Source organism: Pseudomonas sp. ML2-2023-3 (assembly GCF_037055275.1).
Classification (GTDB): domain Bacteria; phylum Pseudomonadota; class Gammaproteobacteria; order Pseudomonadales; family Pseudomonadaceae; genus Aquipseudomonas.
Window position 1 is genome coordinate 2,301,753 of record NZ_CP146343.1, and the last position, 14,162, is coordinate 2,315,914.

The 14,162-nt window shown below is 62.1% G+C and carries 13 protein-coding genes; 9 read left to right on the forward strand and 4 right to left on the reverse strand.

The annotated features are described in order from the left end of the window. The first annotated feature begins 4 nt into the window (after positions 1 to 4). The 6 genes from kdpF to V6P94_RS10750 all read left to right on the forward strand — a co-directional run bounded on the left by kdpF (position 5) and on the right by V6P94_RS10750 (position 7,986). Complete coding sequence (gene kdpF, locus V6P94_RS10725) at positions 5 to 94, forward strand: K(+)-transporting ATPase subunit F (RefSeq protein WP_037032648.1); 90 nt, start codon at positions 5 to 7, stop codon at positions 92 to 94. Positions 95 to 102: 8 nt separating this feature from the next. Beyond that, positions 103 to 1,797, forward strand: a complete 1,695-nt coding sequence (gene kdpA / locus V6P94_RS10730) for a potassium-transporting ATPase subunit KdpA (RefSeq protein ID WP_326398266.1) — start codon at positions 103 to 105, stop codon at positions 1,795 to 1,797. Positions 1,798 to 1,807: 10 nt separating this feature from the next. Further along, positions 1,808 to 3,880 carry a potassium-transporting ATPase subunit KdpB gene (kdpB, locus tag V6P94_RS10735; RefSeq protein ID WP_133079343.1) on the forward strand — a complete coding sequence of 691 codons (2,073 nt, stop codon included), beginning with the start codon at positions 1,808 to 1,810 and terminating at the stop codon, positions 3,878 to 3,880. 18 nt (positions 3,881 to 3,898) lie between these two features. Next, a complete protein-coding gene (gene kdpC, locus V6P94_RS10740; RefSeq protein ID WP_133079344.1) occupies positions 3,899 to 4,450 on the forward strand; it encodes a potassium-transporting ATPase subunit KdpC in 552 nt (183 codons plus the stop codon). A 131-nt stretch (positions 4,451 to 4,581) separates the two neighbouring features. Next, on the forward strand, positions 4,582 to 7,248 hold the full coding sequence (locus V6P94_RS10745) for a sensor histidine kinase KdpD (protein WP_133079345.1): 2,667 nt from the start codon (positions 4,582 to 4,584) through the stop codon (positions 7,246 to 7,248). A gap of 36 nt (positions 7,249 to 7,284) precedes the next feature. After that, positions 7,285 to 7,986 carry a response regulator gene (locus V6P94_RS10750; RefSeq protein WP_133079346.1) on the forward strand — a complete coding sequence of 234 codons (702 nt, stop codon included), beginning with the start codon at positions 7,285 to 7,287 and terminating at the stop codon, positions 7,984 to 7,986. Here the strand turns inward: V6P94_RS10750 and V6P94_RS10755 are convergent. Beyond that, positions 7,953 to 8,990 carry a patatin-like phospholipase family protein gene (locus tag V6P94_RS10755; protein ID WP_133079347.1) on the reverse strand — a complete coding sequence of 346 codons (1,038 nt, stop codon included), beginning with the start codon at positions 8,988 to 8,990 and terminating at the stop codon, positions 7,953 to 7,955. The genes V6P94_RS10750 and V6P94_RS10755 overlap by 34 nt on opposite strands. Before the next feature lie 210 nt (positions 8,991 to 9,200). Between V6P94_RS10755 and V6P94_RS10760 the strand changes: the two genes are divergently transcribed. From V6P94_RS10760 to V6P94_RS10770, 3 genes are all read left to right on the forward strand, one after another. After that, positions 9,201 to 9,479: a hypothetical protein gene (locus V6P94_RS10760; RefSeq protein WP_016780105.1), complete on the forward strand. Its 279-nt coding sequence runs from the start codon at positions 9,201 to 9,203 to the stop codon at positions 9,477 to 9,479. A gap of 28 nt (positions 9,480 to 9,507) precedes the next feature. Further along, the gene (locus V6P94_RS10765) at positions 9,508 to 10,275 is read left to right on the forward strand and encodes a CHAD domain-containing protein (RefSeq protein WP_133079348.1); all 768 of its coding nucleotides are present in this window, start codon (positions 9,508 to 9,510) and stop codon (positions 10,273 to 10,275) included. 77 nt (positions 10,276 to 10,352) lie between these two features. Further along, entirely contained in the window at positions 10,353 to 11,150 is a 798-nt protein-coding gene (locus V6P94_RS10770; RefSeq protein ID WP_133079349.1) for an acyl-CoA thioesterase II, read from the forward strand. Here V6P94_RS10770 and V6P94_RS10775 read toward each other — a convergent pair whose 3' ends face one another. The 3 genes from V6P94_RS10775 to V6P94_RS10785 all read right to left on the reverse strand — a co-directional run bounded on the left by V6P94_RS10775 (position 11,151) and on the right by V6P94_RS10785 (position 14,040). After that, entirely contained in the window at positions 11,151 to 11,396 is a 246-nt protein-coding gene (locus V6P94_RS10775; protein ID WP_326398265.1) for a terminase, read from the reverse strand. A 99-nt stretch (positions 11,397 to 11,495) separates the two neighbouring features. Next, entirely contained in the window at positions 11,496 to 12,977 is a 1,482-nt protein-coding gene (locus V6P94_RS10780; RefSeq protein ID WP_338649321.1) for a methyl-accepting chemotaxis protein, read from the reverse strand. Between the two features lie 256 nt (positions 12,978 to 13,233). Continuing rightward, positions 13,234 to 14,040 carry a TatD family hydrolase gene (locus tag V6P94_RS10785; RefSeq protein ID WP_133079352.1) on the reverse strand — a complete coding sequence of 269 codons (807 nt, stop codon included), beginning with the start codon at positions 14,038 to 14,040 and terminating at the stop codon, positions 13,234 to 13,236. Positions 14,041 to 14,162: the final 122 nt, after the last annotated feature.

Here is a 14,162-nt window from a genome sequence, read left to right on the forward strand (position 1 = left end):
TGTCATGGGCGTTCTGGATGGGGTGTCGCTGCTGTTGGCAGTGTCGCTGTTCGTTTATCTGCTGGTTGCGCTGTTGCGCGCAGACCGGAACTAGGAGCGGGTATGCACAGTTATGACTATGGGCTGATCCTCGCCTTCTTTGCCCTGGTACTGTTACCGGTGCCGTGGCTGGGACGCTTTTACTACAAGGTGATGGAAGGCCAGCGTACCTGGCTGACCCCGGTGTTCGGGCCCGTCGAGAAGGTGTGCTACCGCATCGCCGGGGTAGACCCCGGCATCGAGCAAAGCTGGCAGAAATACACCCTGGCCCTGCTGGTCTTCAACCTGATGGGCTTTGTGCTGCTGTTTGCAATTCTGCTGTTTCAGCAGTATTTGCCCCTTAACCCGCAGCAGTTGCCGGGGCAGGAATGGACGCAAGCCTTCAACACTGCCGTGAGCTTTGTCACCAACACCAATTGGCAGAGCTACAGCGGTGAAGCCAGCCTGAGCTACTTCAGCCAGATGGCCGGTTTGACCGTGCAGAACTTTGTCAGCGCCGCCACCGGCCTGGCGGTACTGGTTGCACTGTGCCGTGGCATCAGCCGTCGCTCGGCCCATACCCTGGGCAACTTCTGGGTCGACATGACCCGTGCCACCCTCTACGGCTTGCTGCCGCTGTGTGTCGTGCTGGCGCTGTTTCTGGTCTGGCAGGGCGTGCCGCAAACATTTGCCCATTACGTCAATGCCGTCACCCAGCAGGGTGTGGATCAAGTCATCCCCCTGGGCCCGGCCGCCAGCCAGATCGCGATCAAGCAACTGGGCACCAACGGCGGTGGTTTCTTCGGCGTCAACTCGGCACATCCGTTCGAGAACCCGACGGCCTGGAGCAACCTGTTCGAGCTGGCCTCGATCATTCTGATCCCGGTGGCGCTGGTGTTCACCTTCGGCCACTACGTCAAGGATCTGCGCCAGAGCCGGGCGATTGTGGCCTGCATGCTGGCCTTGTTCCTGATCGGCGGCGGCACTGCGCTGTATGCCGAGTATCAGCCGAACCCGGCGCTCAACAGCCCGCTGGTTGAGCAGGCGGCACCGCTGGAAGGCAAGGAAGTGCGCTTCGGCACAACCGGCACGGTGCTCTGGACCGAAACCACGACCTCGGCCTCCAATGGCTCGGTCAACGGCATGCACGACAGCCTCAACCCGCTGACCGGGATGGTGGCGCTGGTCAACATGATGGTCGGCGAAGTGATCTTCGGCGGCGTTGGTGCCGGGCTCTACGGCATGTTGCTCAACGTGTTGATCGCTGTGTTCCTCGCCGGCCTGATGATTGGCCGCACCCCTGAATACCTGGGCAAAAAGCTGCAAGCCAGGGAAGTCCAGCTGCTGGTGGTGACCTTGCTGGTGATGCCGGTGGGCGTGCTGGTACTGGGTTCGATTGCGGCCGTGCTGCCCAGTGCCGTGGCCTCGGTCAGCAACCCCGGGCCCCACGGTTTCAGTCAGGTGCTGTACGCCTTTACCTCGGCCAGTGCCAACAACGGTTCAGCCTTTGCCGGACTCAATGCCAACACCCCGTTCTACAACCTGATGCTGGGGCTGGGCATGTTGATCGGGCGCTTCGGTTACATCCTGCCGGTGCTGGCGTTGGCCGGTAGCCTGGCGCTGAAGAAGTCCGCACCCATTGGCCAGAACAGTTTTCCAACCCACGGCCCGCTGTTTGTAGCCCTGTTGACCGTGACCATTTTGCTGGTGGGCGGCCTGACCTTTCTGCCGACATTGGCCCTTGGCCCAATCGCTGAACAACTGACCCTGGGCTTCTAAGGAGACGATGATGACTATGCCTGCTCCTGTTTCAACGTTGACGCCAACCCCGGAGGCCAAGGCCCCCGAGTCGCCGAAAACTTCGTTTGCCGATATCTGGCGCCCGGCGCTGCTGCAAGCGTTCGTCAAGCTCGACCCGCGCCAGCTCAAGCGCTCGCCGGTGATGCTGGTGGTTGAACTGACTGCGATTTTCACCACGGTGCTGTGCTTTGTACCCGAGCCTGCGGTGCCCACCGGGGTGGCTGTGCAAATCGCCCTGTGGCTGTGGTTTACCGTGCTGTTCGCCAACTTTGCCGAAGCACTGGCCGAGGGTCGGGGCAAAGCCCGGGCCGATAGCCTCAAGGCTGGCAGCGTGGGCCTGAGTGCTCGTCGTCGGACCCCTGCGGGAAGTTTCGAGGTCGTACCGGCCACCCGTTTGCGCAAGGGCGATGTGGTGCGCGTCGAAGCGGGGGAGATGATCCCTGGCGACGGCGAGGTGATTGCGGGGATTGCCGCGGTCAACGAAGCGGCAATCACCGGCGAATCGGCGCCGGTGATCCGCGAGTCGGGAGGAGATCGTTCGGCAGTGACCGGCAACACGCGTCTGGTCAGTGACTGGCTGCTGGTGCAAATCAGCGCCAACCCCGGCGAGTCGACCCTGGACCGCATGATTGCGCTGGTCGAAGGCGCCAAACGCCAGAAAACCCCCAACGAAGTGGCCCTGGATATCCTGCTGATCGGCTTGACCCTGATCTTTCTGATCGTGGTCGTGACCTTGCAGCCGTTTGCCTACTTTGCCGGTGGCAGCTTGCCGCTGGTGTTTCTGGTGGCGCTCCTGGTCACGCTGATCCCGACTACCATCGGGGGGCTGCTGTCGGCGATCGGGATTGCCGGGATGGACCGCCTGGTGCGCCTCAACGTGATCGCCAAGTCCGGTCGCGCCGTGGAAGCGGCCGGTGATGTGCATGTGCTGATGCTCGACAAGACCGGCACCATCACCTTCGGCAACCGTCGCTGCACGGCCTTGTATGCCACCCCTGGCGTGACGGCCAGGGAGCTGGCAGAGGGCGCGTTGCGCGCTTCGTTGGCGGACGAGACGGCCGAGGGCAAGTCCATCGTCGAGTTTATTCGGGGCCAGCACAGCCTGGACGAGCTGCCGGTGTCCGATTTCACGGCGGTGCCGTTCACGGCCGAAACCCGTCTGTCGGGGATCGATTACAACGGCCAGGTGTACCGCAAGGGGGCTGTGGATTCGGTGCTGGCGTTTGTCGGCCTCACACGGGGCGAACTGTTGCCGGCCCTGTCGCGGGAAATCGACAAGATCGCCCAGAGCGGCGGCACCCCGTTGCTGGTCTGTGCCCAGGGCAAGTTGCTGGGTGCGATCCATCTCAAGGACGTGGTGAAACCGGGGATTCGCGAGCGCTTCGCCGAGTTGCGCAAGCTGGGGATCCGCACCGTGATGGTGACGGGCGACAACCCGCTGACCGCGGCTGCGATTGCCGCTGAAGCGGGGGTGGATGATGTGCTGGCAGAGGCCACGCCGGAGAAAAAACTGGCACGCATTCGTCATGAACAGAATGACGGGCGACTGGTGGCCATGTGCGGTGACGGTGCCAACGACGCCCCGGCCCTGGCCCAGGCAGACGTGGGCATGGCCATGAACGACGGCACCCAGGCTGCACGGGAAGCCGCGAACATGGTCGATCTGGACAGCGATCCGACCAAGCTGCTGGATGTGGTGCAAATCGGCAAAGAGTTGCTGGTGACCCGTGGCGCGCTGACCACGTTCTCGATCGCCAACGACGTGGCCAAGTACTTTGCGATCCTGCCTGCGCTGTTTGCTTCGATCTACCCGCAGTTGGGCGTGTTGAACGTGATGGGCCTGAGCAGCCCGCAAAGCGCAATTGTGTCGGCCATCGTATTCAACGCGCTGATCATCGTGGTGCTGATCCCGCTGGCATTGCGTGGGGTGCGCGTTCAGGCGGCCAGTGCCGCGCACTTGCTGCGTCGCAACTTGCTGATCTATGGCGTGGGCGGGCTGGTGGTGCCGTTTGTGGGCATCAAGCTGATCGACATGCTGCTCACGGCGCTGCATCTGGTTTAAGCATTGGAGGGTTACACCATGACTACTTTTCTACGTCCGGCCCTGAGCCTGATGCTGTTGATGACCGCCATAACCGGCGTGATCTACCCGCTGACCGTCACCGGCATTGCGCAACTGGCGTTCCCCGAGCAGGCCAACGGCAGCCTGGTGCGCGACAGCGCCGGCAAGGTACTGGGGTCGGCGCTGATCGCTCAGGACTTCAGCGGTGACACCTGGTTTCACCCGCGACCATCGGCGGGGGCTTATGCCACCGTGGCCAGTTCGGCCAGCAATCTGGCGCCGAGCAACCCGGCACTGGCCACGCGGGTCAAGGACAGCGCCGCCCAGCTCGCCGTGCCGGGGCAGGGCCCGGTGCCCCTGGCGTTGCTGACCACCTCGGGCAGCGGGCTGGACCCGCACTTGCCACCAGAGGCAATACGCTATCAACTGGCCCGTGTAGCTGGCGCGCGCAATGTGCCGGTGCAGGCCGTCGAGCAGTTGGTGGCTGAACATACCGAGCGGCCACTGGTGGGGCCGCCGGTGGTCAACGTATTGCTGTTGAATCAGGCGTTGGCGCAGCTCAAGAACTGACACCTTCATGTGTGGGAGCGGGCTTGTTCGCGATGGCAGCACTGCGGTTTATCTGACGACCGCATTGTTTGCATCGCGAGCAAGCCCGCTCCCACAGGTCACATACACACACCCGATTTACAGGTAAACCCATGAGTCATTCCGGTCGCGCCGATGCGCTGTTAGCTGATTTGCCCCGCGCAGGCCGTGGCCGGCTCAAGGTGTTCCTTGGCGCGGCACCCGGTGTGGGTAAAACCTACGCCATGTTGCAAGCCGCCCACACTCAACTGCGCCAAGGGGTCCAGGTGCTGGCCGGGGTCGTCGAAACCCATGGCCGCGCCGAGACCGAGGCGTTGCTCAACGGCGTGCCCCAGCAGCCCATGCTGCGCTCGGAATATCGTGGCGTGCAGCTCGAAGAAATGGACCTCGACGGTCTGCTCGCCGCCCGGCCCAAGCTGGTGCTGGTCGATGAGCTGGCCCACAGCAACGCCCCCGGCAGCCGCCATGCCAAACGCTGGCAGGACGTGCAGGAACTGCTGGCAGCCGGGATCGACGTGTACACCACGGTCAACGTCCAGCACCTGGAAAGCCTGAACGATCAGGTGCGCGGGATCACCGGGGTGCAGGTGCGCGAAACACTGCCCGACTGGATCGTGCAGGAAGCCTATGAGCTTTTGCTGATCGACTTGCCGCCCCGTGAACTGCTGGAGCGCCTGCGCGAGGGCAAGGTGTATGTGCCGGAACAGGCGCGGGCGGCGATTGATGCGTTTTTCAGTCAGACCAACCTCAACGCCCTGCGCGAACTGGCGATGCAAACGGCGGCGGTGTACGTCGATGATGAACTGGACAAGGGCTATCGCCAGCAGGGGCAGTCGGCCCCGGCGTTGCGCGGGCGCTTGCTGGTCGGGATCGATGGCGATGAGCATGCCGAGCGCCTGGTGCGTCACGCCAGCCGGGTCGCGGAACGTCGGCATCTGCCCTGGAGCCTGGTGCATGTGGACAACGGCACGGTGCGCGACGAGCAATCACGCCTGCGCCTGCAAAGCGCCCAGCAACTGGCCGAGCGCCTGGGGGGCGAAGTGGTCCTGCTGCGTGCCGGTGAAGTGGCCAGGACCCTGATCCAGCACGCTGCTGAACGCCGTGCCAGCTTGCTGCTGGTCGGCCAGTCGCGGCTGACGTGGCGCCGACGCCTGTTCGGTGGCGGGTTGGCGGCGCGCTTGTTGCGCGACTCCCATGGCCTTGAAATCAACGTGCTCGACAATGAGCAATCGCCCGCACCGACCGTCAGCCGTCGTGAACATTCCCTGGTGTGGTTTGACTATGGGCTGGCGCTGATTGCCACGGTACTGGCCAGCGCCCTGGCCTGGGGGGTGGCCAGTGTGTTGGCCCTGCCCAATATCTCCCTGGTGTTTCTGGCCGCTGTGTTGCTGGTTGCCGTGCGCAGCAGCCTGGGGCCGTCGCTGGCCTGTGCGGCGATGTCATTTCTGGCCTATGACTTTCTGTTCATCCCGCCCAACTTTTCTTTCAGCATTCAGCGTGAAGAAGACGTGCTCACCCTGGTGTTCTTCTTGCTGATGGCGGCATTGACCGGCAACCTGGCGGCCCGTCAGCGTCGTCAATTGCAGGCCTTGCGCGATACCCAGCAAGAAACCACCGAGCTGCTCGATCTGTCGCGCAAGCTCACCGCCGCCACCGACCGCAAGGCCGTGGTCAACGCTGCCAGTCAGCATTTGAGCGGCTGGAAAGAACTGGATGTGTGCCTGCTCAACCGCAATGGCGAGGGTGGCTGGGAGATTGAAACGGGCGGGCCGCTGCAGTTTTCCGAAGCCGAGCGCGCCGCTGCGGACTGGGCCTGGAGCCATGACCAGCCCGCGGGCAAGGGCACGGGGACGTTGCCGATGGGGCGTTGGTGGTGGTGGCCGATAAGCGCCGAGGAAGGGCCGCTGGCCTTGCTCGGCGTGTGCCCCAGGCAGGGGCAGTCGCTTAGCGGCCAGCGCCGTCGCTTGCTGATGGCTTTGAGCCAACCCCTGGCCCAGGCGCTGGCGCGCGCACGGTTGGCCCAGGACCTGGAAGCAGCACGCCTGCACGGCGAAACCGAGCAGTTGCGCAGCGCGCTGCTGGCGTCGGTGTCCCATGACCTGCGCACGCCGCTGACCAGCATGCGCGGCAGTATCGACACCCTGTTGGCACTGGGCGAGGCCATTCCCCTGGCCGATCGGCGCGAATTGCTTGAAGGCACCCGCGATGAGGCGGAGCGCCTGGACCGCTATATCCAGAACCTGCTGGACATGACCCGGTTGGGCCACGGTGCATTGAAGCTGGCCCGTGACTGGGTATCGCCCGCCGACATCGCGGGCAGTGCCCTGAACCGCTTGCGGGCGGTGCTGGCGCCCTTGCAGGTGCAGGTGGATGTGCCGCCGCAGTTGCCGCTGCTCCACGTACACGGTGCATTGATTGAACAGGCACTGGTCAATGTGCTGGAAAACGCCGCGCGCTTTTCACCGCCCCACGGGCAGCTGCAACTGACGGCTGGCGCAGACGAGGGTGAGCTGTGGTTTGCCGTCAGTGACCAGGGGCCGGGCATCCCGGAGGAAGATCGGGCGAAGATATTCGACATGTTTTACACCGCTGCCCGTGGCGATCGCGGCGGGCAGGGCACCGGGCTCGGCCTGGCCATCTGCCAGGGCATGGTAGGCGCCCACGGCGGGCGTATCACGGTCGGCGACGGCATTGCCGGGCAGGGCACGTGCATCACCTTGTATCTGCCGGTCAGCGCGCAGCCGGGCCTTGAGCATGAAGGACCGGAACGTGAAGACTGATACTCTGGGGCCATTCCTTTGCCACGATCCGAAGCCATGAGCCAGAGCGCGACTATTTTGGTCATCGATGATGAGCCGCAGATTCGCAAGTTCCTGCGGATCAGTCTGGTATCCCAGGGCTACACCGTGCTTGAGGCTGCGACCGGCGCCGAGGGCCTGAGCCAGGCGGCCCTCAAGCGACCCGACGTGATGGTGCTTGATCTGGGCTTGCCGGACATGGACGGCCAGCAGGTACTGCGTGAGTTGCGCGAGTGGTCCGGCATTCCGGTACTGGTTCTGTCGGTGCGCGCCAGTGAAGCGCAGAAAGTCCAGGCGCTGGACGGCGGGGCCAACGATTACGTGACCAAGCCCTTCGGTATCCAGGAGTTTCTGGCGCGGATTCGTGCGTTGCTGCGTCAGGCTCCCGCGGGTGAGGCTCAGGAGGCGGCGCTTGAACTCGGCCCGTTGACCGTTGACCTGGCCTTTCGCCGGGTGTTGCTCGACGGTGTCGAAGTGGCGCTGACGCGCAAGGAGTACGCGGTGCTGGCACAACTGGCGCGCCATCCCGGAAGGGTCATCACCCAGCAGCAATTGCTCAAGGATATCTGGGGCCCTACCCATGTCGAGAACAGCCATTACCTGCGGATCGTTGTCGGCCATTTGCGCCAGAAACTGGCGGATGACCCGACCCGGCCCCGGTTTATCGTGACCGAGGCCGGGGTTGGTTATCGGTTGTTGGACGCCTCGTCCCTTTCGTAACGGTCCAGGGTGTCCCTGGCAATCATGCGCCCCAGTGCAATCAGCTCCTGAGCCTTGTAGAACTCGAAAAACCGGCACACCCGCTTGGGCACGTTGATCAGGATATCGGGCGGGTAACCGGCAATCTTGTATTGCGCCAGTGAGGTTTGCATCACCTCGAAACTCTGGTTGATCAAGTCCAGCAGCGAAGCCGGGCCGACGTTGTCGACGATCACCGATCCGGTGGCCGACTTGGGCGAGCCTTGGGCGGCGGCAGGGCGGGCAGGTTGCGCCGAGTCGAGCCAGGGATTGGTCAGGGGCTCGACCAACGGGTTGAGCATCTCCTGTTCCAGATTGAGCAATTGCTCGGCGTGCTTGTTGCGAAACGGCATGCGCGAACCCAGGGAGGTCATCAAGTTGTCAAAGCGCCCTTTGAACGCGGCAGGGCGCTGGATGACAGGCAGTTGGTAGTTGCTGGGATGGGATGAATTCAGGTTGACGGCGATGATCAGGTCGCAATGGCTGGAGACCACCGGCACGATAGGGAGCGGGTTGAGCAGGCTGCCATCGACCAGCATGCGGTTGCCTTGCATCACCGGGGTAAACAGGCTGGGAATCGCCGCCGAGGCGCGCATGGCCTGGTGCAGGCAGCCTTCCTGAAACCAGATCTCCTGCTGATGGGTGAGGTCGGTGGCGACGGCGGTGTAGGGGATGCGCAGGTCTTCGATATTGATTTCGCCGACCATGTTGCGGATCTGGCCGAAGACTTTTTCGCCACGAATCGCTCCCAGTCGAAAGCTGACATCCACCAGACGCAACACGTCGAGGTAATCCAGGCTTTGAATCCAGTCGCGATACACATCAAGTTTGCCAGCGGCGTAGATCCCGCCCACCACCGCGCCCATGGAGCAACCGGCGATGCAGGCAATGTCATAGCCCCGGCTCTCAAGCTCTTCAATCACGCCAATATGGGCATAGCCCCGTGCGCCACCTGAGCCCAATACCAATGCAATACGTTTTTTCATGAGCCCAACCTTTGCCTGACAATGACCCACAATGCCTTTTTGTGGCCCTGAGTGACAGCTTTTGGCATGAACGCGTATCTACAAGCTAGGCTAGTGCCTTGTAGCCATGATGGGTAGGCGCTGTCTGTTTTTTGATTGTGGCGTTGTGGCACTTTTAGGCGGGTTGTTCGTCTGAGAGTGCACTGAACCTTTATTCCTGAGGAAAACAACATGAAAGCATGGATTTGTGTGCCGTTGATTGCACTGGCATTGGCAGGTTGTGCGGGCACCAAGGCGTACCGTGATACGTGTGCGACCAACCTTGATGCGGCCTGGCATGAGCTGGACCTGGCCAAGGCGGAAGGTTTTGCCGGTACTGTCAGCTACTCCAAGGCCTTGTCCTTGCTGACCGCAGCCAAAACCCAGCAGCAATTCGAAGCCTTTGAGGGTTGCACCAAAAAAGCCGAGAAGGCACGTTTCTATATTCGTGAATCCCGCGCCGGACGTTGAGCCGGCGCAGTGAAGGTGGAGGGTGAGGATGTCTGAGCTGGTTGACCGGATTGTTGCAAACGTTGTACGTCTGGAGGTCAGGCTGCTGGCCTGCCAGGCGCGTCTTGAAGCCGACACGGACCCTGAGGCCCTGCATGATCTGCGCACCACGGTTCGCCGTTTGCGCAGCCTGCTGCGGCCATTGCGCGGGTTGCCGGGCGTGGTGCAACTGGAAATGTCGGCGGCCCAGGTGGGCACATTGACGACCCCCTTGCGCGACCTTGAGGTGCTGGCGGCGCACTTGCAGCAGCAGGGCTTCCCGACTCAGGCACAACGGCGCCTGCAACAGTTGTCCGGCAGTTACGCCCGGGTGGCTGACAGCGAGCAGCTGGCTCAGCTGTTGATGATCCTTGATGTGTTTCCGCGCTTTCTGCGGGCCGCCGAGCGTGAAAACATGCTGCGCGGTTTGCGTAAGCGGATCGAAAAGGTGCTGGAAAAACAGTGGCAAACCCTGGAGGCCGCCCTCAATGATCCGGGCCATGACCGCCATCGTGTCAGGTTGTTGATCAAGCGCGTGCGCTACGCCGCAGAGGCTTACCCTGAGTTGAATCAGTTACCGCCTCTGGTGGTGACGCGACTCAAGGGCGCGCAACAGGCCCTGGGCGAGTGGCACGATGCCTGGCAGTGGTTGTTGCAAGCCGAGCAGCAGGCCGATTTGCAGCCCTGTGTTGCTCAATGGCAGGCAACCCTTGAACGGGGTGAAAAACGGGCTGACAAGGCGCTGATCAAATTGAGCGCGGCGTGCTTTCACTCCTGATATTTGTCCGATTCAGCACTGTGCAGAGTCAGATCGATGGGTAGTATCCCGTCATATTTTTCTGTTTTGAGGTGCTCATGCAGTTTTGCGAATTGGTTGCGGCGGTGCGCAACACGCCCCTGAACGTCACAATCCCGGCAGACTGGGGGCAGGGACGTGCCAGCTTCGGCGGGTTGGTGGTGGCCTTGCAGTACGAAGCCATGCGCGCCCATGTGTCTGTCGAGCGGGCCTTGCGCTCGCTGGCAGTGAGCTTTGTGGGCCCGGTTGCCGCCGATGTGCCTATCAGCTTTGAGGTCGAGGTGTTGCGCGAAGGCCGGGCCGTCAGCCAGGTCGTAGGCCGCGCCGTGCAGAACGGTCAAGTGATGACGCTGGTGCAAGCCAGTTTTGGCGCGTCGAGGGAATCAGCGGTGAGCGTCGACAGCGTACCGGCCCCGGAAATGAAAGCGGTGGCGCAGTGCCCGCTCTTGCCCTGCATCAAGGGCATCACCCCGGAGTTCATGGGGCACCTGTCCATGGCCTGGGCCGTTGGCGCATTGCCGTTTACGGGCCGCGGGACGCGCGAAATGGGGGGTTGGGTGCGTCTTGCCGGGGAGGTTCAGGATGAACCCCTGACTGAAACCCACTTGCTGGCACTGGTCGATGCCTGGCCACCTGCGCTGCTGCCACTGCTGAACAAGCCGACAGCGGGCAGCACGCTGACCTGGACCATCGAATTTGTGCAGCCATTGCCCAAGGCCAGCACGCTGGAGTGGTGCAAGTACCTGGCGGTCATCGAGCATGCCCGTGACGGCTACGGCCATGTGGCGGCCAACCTGTGGGCGCCGGGTGGCGAGCTGATTGCAATCAGTCGCCAGACCGTAGCCGTCTTCGGCTGATCAGAAGGTCTGGCTGTTCTCTTGCGTGCGGCCCTGGTGTTGCAGGATCAGCGCCGCAAACAAGGCAACCAGGCCGATCACCGCGCTCGTGACGTTTTCACTGAACACGCCCGACACCAGCAGTAGAAAGGCCACCACCATAATGGGGATCGCGATCAGGTTGATGGCCTGATGCGTGCTGCCCTGATGGCTTTGTGGGTTGGAGCGCCATTGCCAGGCCGGTAAGTTTGGATGACGTTTGCCCATGATTGCTCTCCTTGTTCGAGGGTTCAGTTGTCGCTGAACCGGATAAACAAATCATAGATTTATGGCCGCCCCACGGCGAATCAACAATGGCTATTGGCCTTATAGTTTTAACTGACCAATGGCTATGTTCAGTTGAGCGGCCAGGGTTGCCAGCTCATTGCTGGTGGTAGCCGACTCGACGGTTTGTTGCACGGTGTTTTCGGTGACATCACGGATGCTCACCACGGCGCGGTTCATCTCTTCTGCCACCTGGCTTTGCTGCTCGGCAGCCACGGCAATCTGCGTGTTGCTTTCACGCATCTGCGCCACGGCATGAGTGATTTCGGCCAAGGCCACGCCCGCTTCCTGGGCCTGCTGTACGCAGTCGTCGGCCTTGAACGAGCTTTCCTGCATGAAGTCCACCGCGTCACGGGTGCCCGCCTGCAGGGCCGAGACCATTGTGGTGATTTCATCGGTGGAGGTTTGCACGCGTTTGGCCAAATGCCGCACTTCATCGGCGACCACGGCGAAGCCCCGGCCCATTTCGCCTGCGCGAGCGGCTTCAATCGCTGCGTTCAAGGCCAGCAGGTTGGTCTGTTCGGCAATGCTGTGAATCACACTGACGACGCTGTTGATCTTCTGACTGTCCTGGGCCAGTTGCTGGATCATCTCGGCAGTGGTTTGCACCCCGCTGGACAGGCTGGCGATGGATTGCTGCACGCGGCTGACCACCTGCTGGCCGCTGCCGGCCAGGTTGTCTGCTGTCTGTGACAGGTCGCGGGTGGCGCCTGCGTGTTGCGCAATGTGATAGACGGTGGCCGTCATTTGATTGATCGCGGTGGCGGCCTGGTCCGTCTCGCTTTGCTGGCCGAGCATGCCGTGGCGTACCTCGTCCATGCTGCTGGCCAGGCGGGCGGCACCGGCATCCAGTTGCGCGGCGGTTTCGGCCACGGTATTGACCACGCGCTGGTAGCCGGCCTGCATGGCGTTGAAGGCGCTGGCCATCTGCCCGACTTCATCGGTACAGGCCAAGGGAACTCGGGCGGACAGGTCGCCGGTTTGCTCGACATGCAACATCACGTCTTTCAGGGTATTGAGCTGGCTAAGCAGAAAGCGGATCAGCAATTGCGAGGCGCAGAGCATGGCCAGCATCAGGATCAGCACTGCGCCTGCATAGTTGGGCAGTCGCTCGACAAATACCTGGGCCAGGCTTGGCGTATAGGCCAGTACCGCGATTTTTTGTCCGTCATCGCGGGTCAGCACATCGGCGCCCAACAACAGATCGTGGCCGAACAGCGGCATGGGATTGATCGAAATCCAGCCCTTGGCGCTGTTTAGCTGTGGCAGGGGTTGATCGTTGACGCTGGCGATCTGGTTGGGTTCAAGGCGCAGCAAGTGCCGGGCTTCAGGCAAGGGTTGCCCGGCGGGCCATGCCTTGAGCAAGTGCGCCTGGTCCCGGGCGTTGGCCTGGGCGGCGGCGCTGCGCGATTGTTGCTCAAGCTGCACGGCGTAAAGCACCAGCAGCAGGGTGGTGACAAATGCCACCCCGTTGACGGCCCAGAATTTGTATTTGAGCGAGATGTTGCTAAGCCAGGTACCCATGGGAGGTCTTCTCTGATTTGGCGCAAACAATATTGGCAAGGTGCCATCATTGTGCCGCTATTCAGTGACGATCTTGTTGATGTGGGTCAACCCTGCGGGTTAGACAAACTTGGTAGTCGCTGACGAGGAACGAAGGCTGCGAGCTTTTTGGTGAAGTGTCCCGGATACATTCCCAAACGCAGTCCTGATAGTTGTGCAACGACTGCGGAGCTGGCGAAAGCTCGCAGCCTTCGTTCCTCGTCAGCGACTACTCAGATCAGGCGACCACCGGCAACCCATAAAACGCCCGGGCGCAAGCGGTGGTGTGCTCAGCCAGGTCCTGTTCGCTCTCGCCACGATGCACGGCCACTTCACGAAGCACGTCGGTCAGGTAAGCCGGTTCGTTACGGCCATTTTTCGGTTTGGGCCGCAAGGTACGGGGCAGCAAGTAGGGCGCGTCACTTTCCAGCATCAGGCGACCCCGGGGGATGTCCCGTACCAGCGGGTGCAAGTGGGTGCCGCGGCGCTCGTCGCAGATCCAGCCGGTAATGCCGATGTGCAGGTCCAGATCCAGATAACTGAACAACGCCTTTTTCTCGCCGGTGAAACAGTGCACTACGGCGGCGGGCAGGCGATCGCGGAAGTCGCGCAGGATTTCCAGTAACCGCTGGTTGGCATCGCGCTCATGCAGAAAAACCGGTAACTGCAGATCAACAGCCATTGCCAGGTGTTCTTCCAGCACTTTTTCCTGCTGGGCACGGGGCGAGAAGTCACGGTTGAAATCCAGGCCGCACTCACCGACGGCGCACACACCGGGCTCCTTGAGCAAGGCAAGCAAGTGTCGGGCGCTGTCGCCGTTCCAGTCACTGGCCGAGTGCGGGTGAATGCCGGCGGTGGAGAACAGTCGCTGACCGCTTTCATCCAGCTCGCGGCACAGTTGCAAGGCCTGTTCGCTGCCTTCAACGCTGGTGCCGGTCAGCACCAATTGGCACACGCCGGCCGCGTAAGCACGGTCCAGGACCGCCTGGTGTTTGCCGTCGAAGCTTGGATTGGTCAGGTTGACGCCGATATCGATGAGTTGCATGGTGCTACCTCAGGCCACAAGCCGCGAAGCATATCAGAGCTGTAGATTTATAAGAAAAACCAAGAACTACAGACAGTTATGGTTGTCTTTGAATGCCGCAACAACGCAATGCCCGGTTTTCT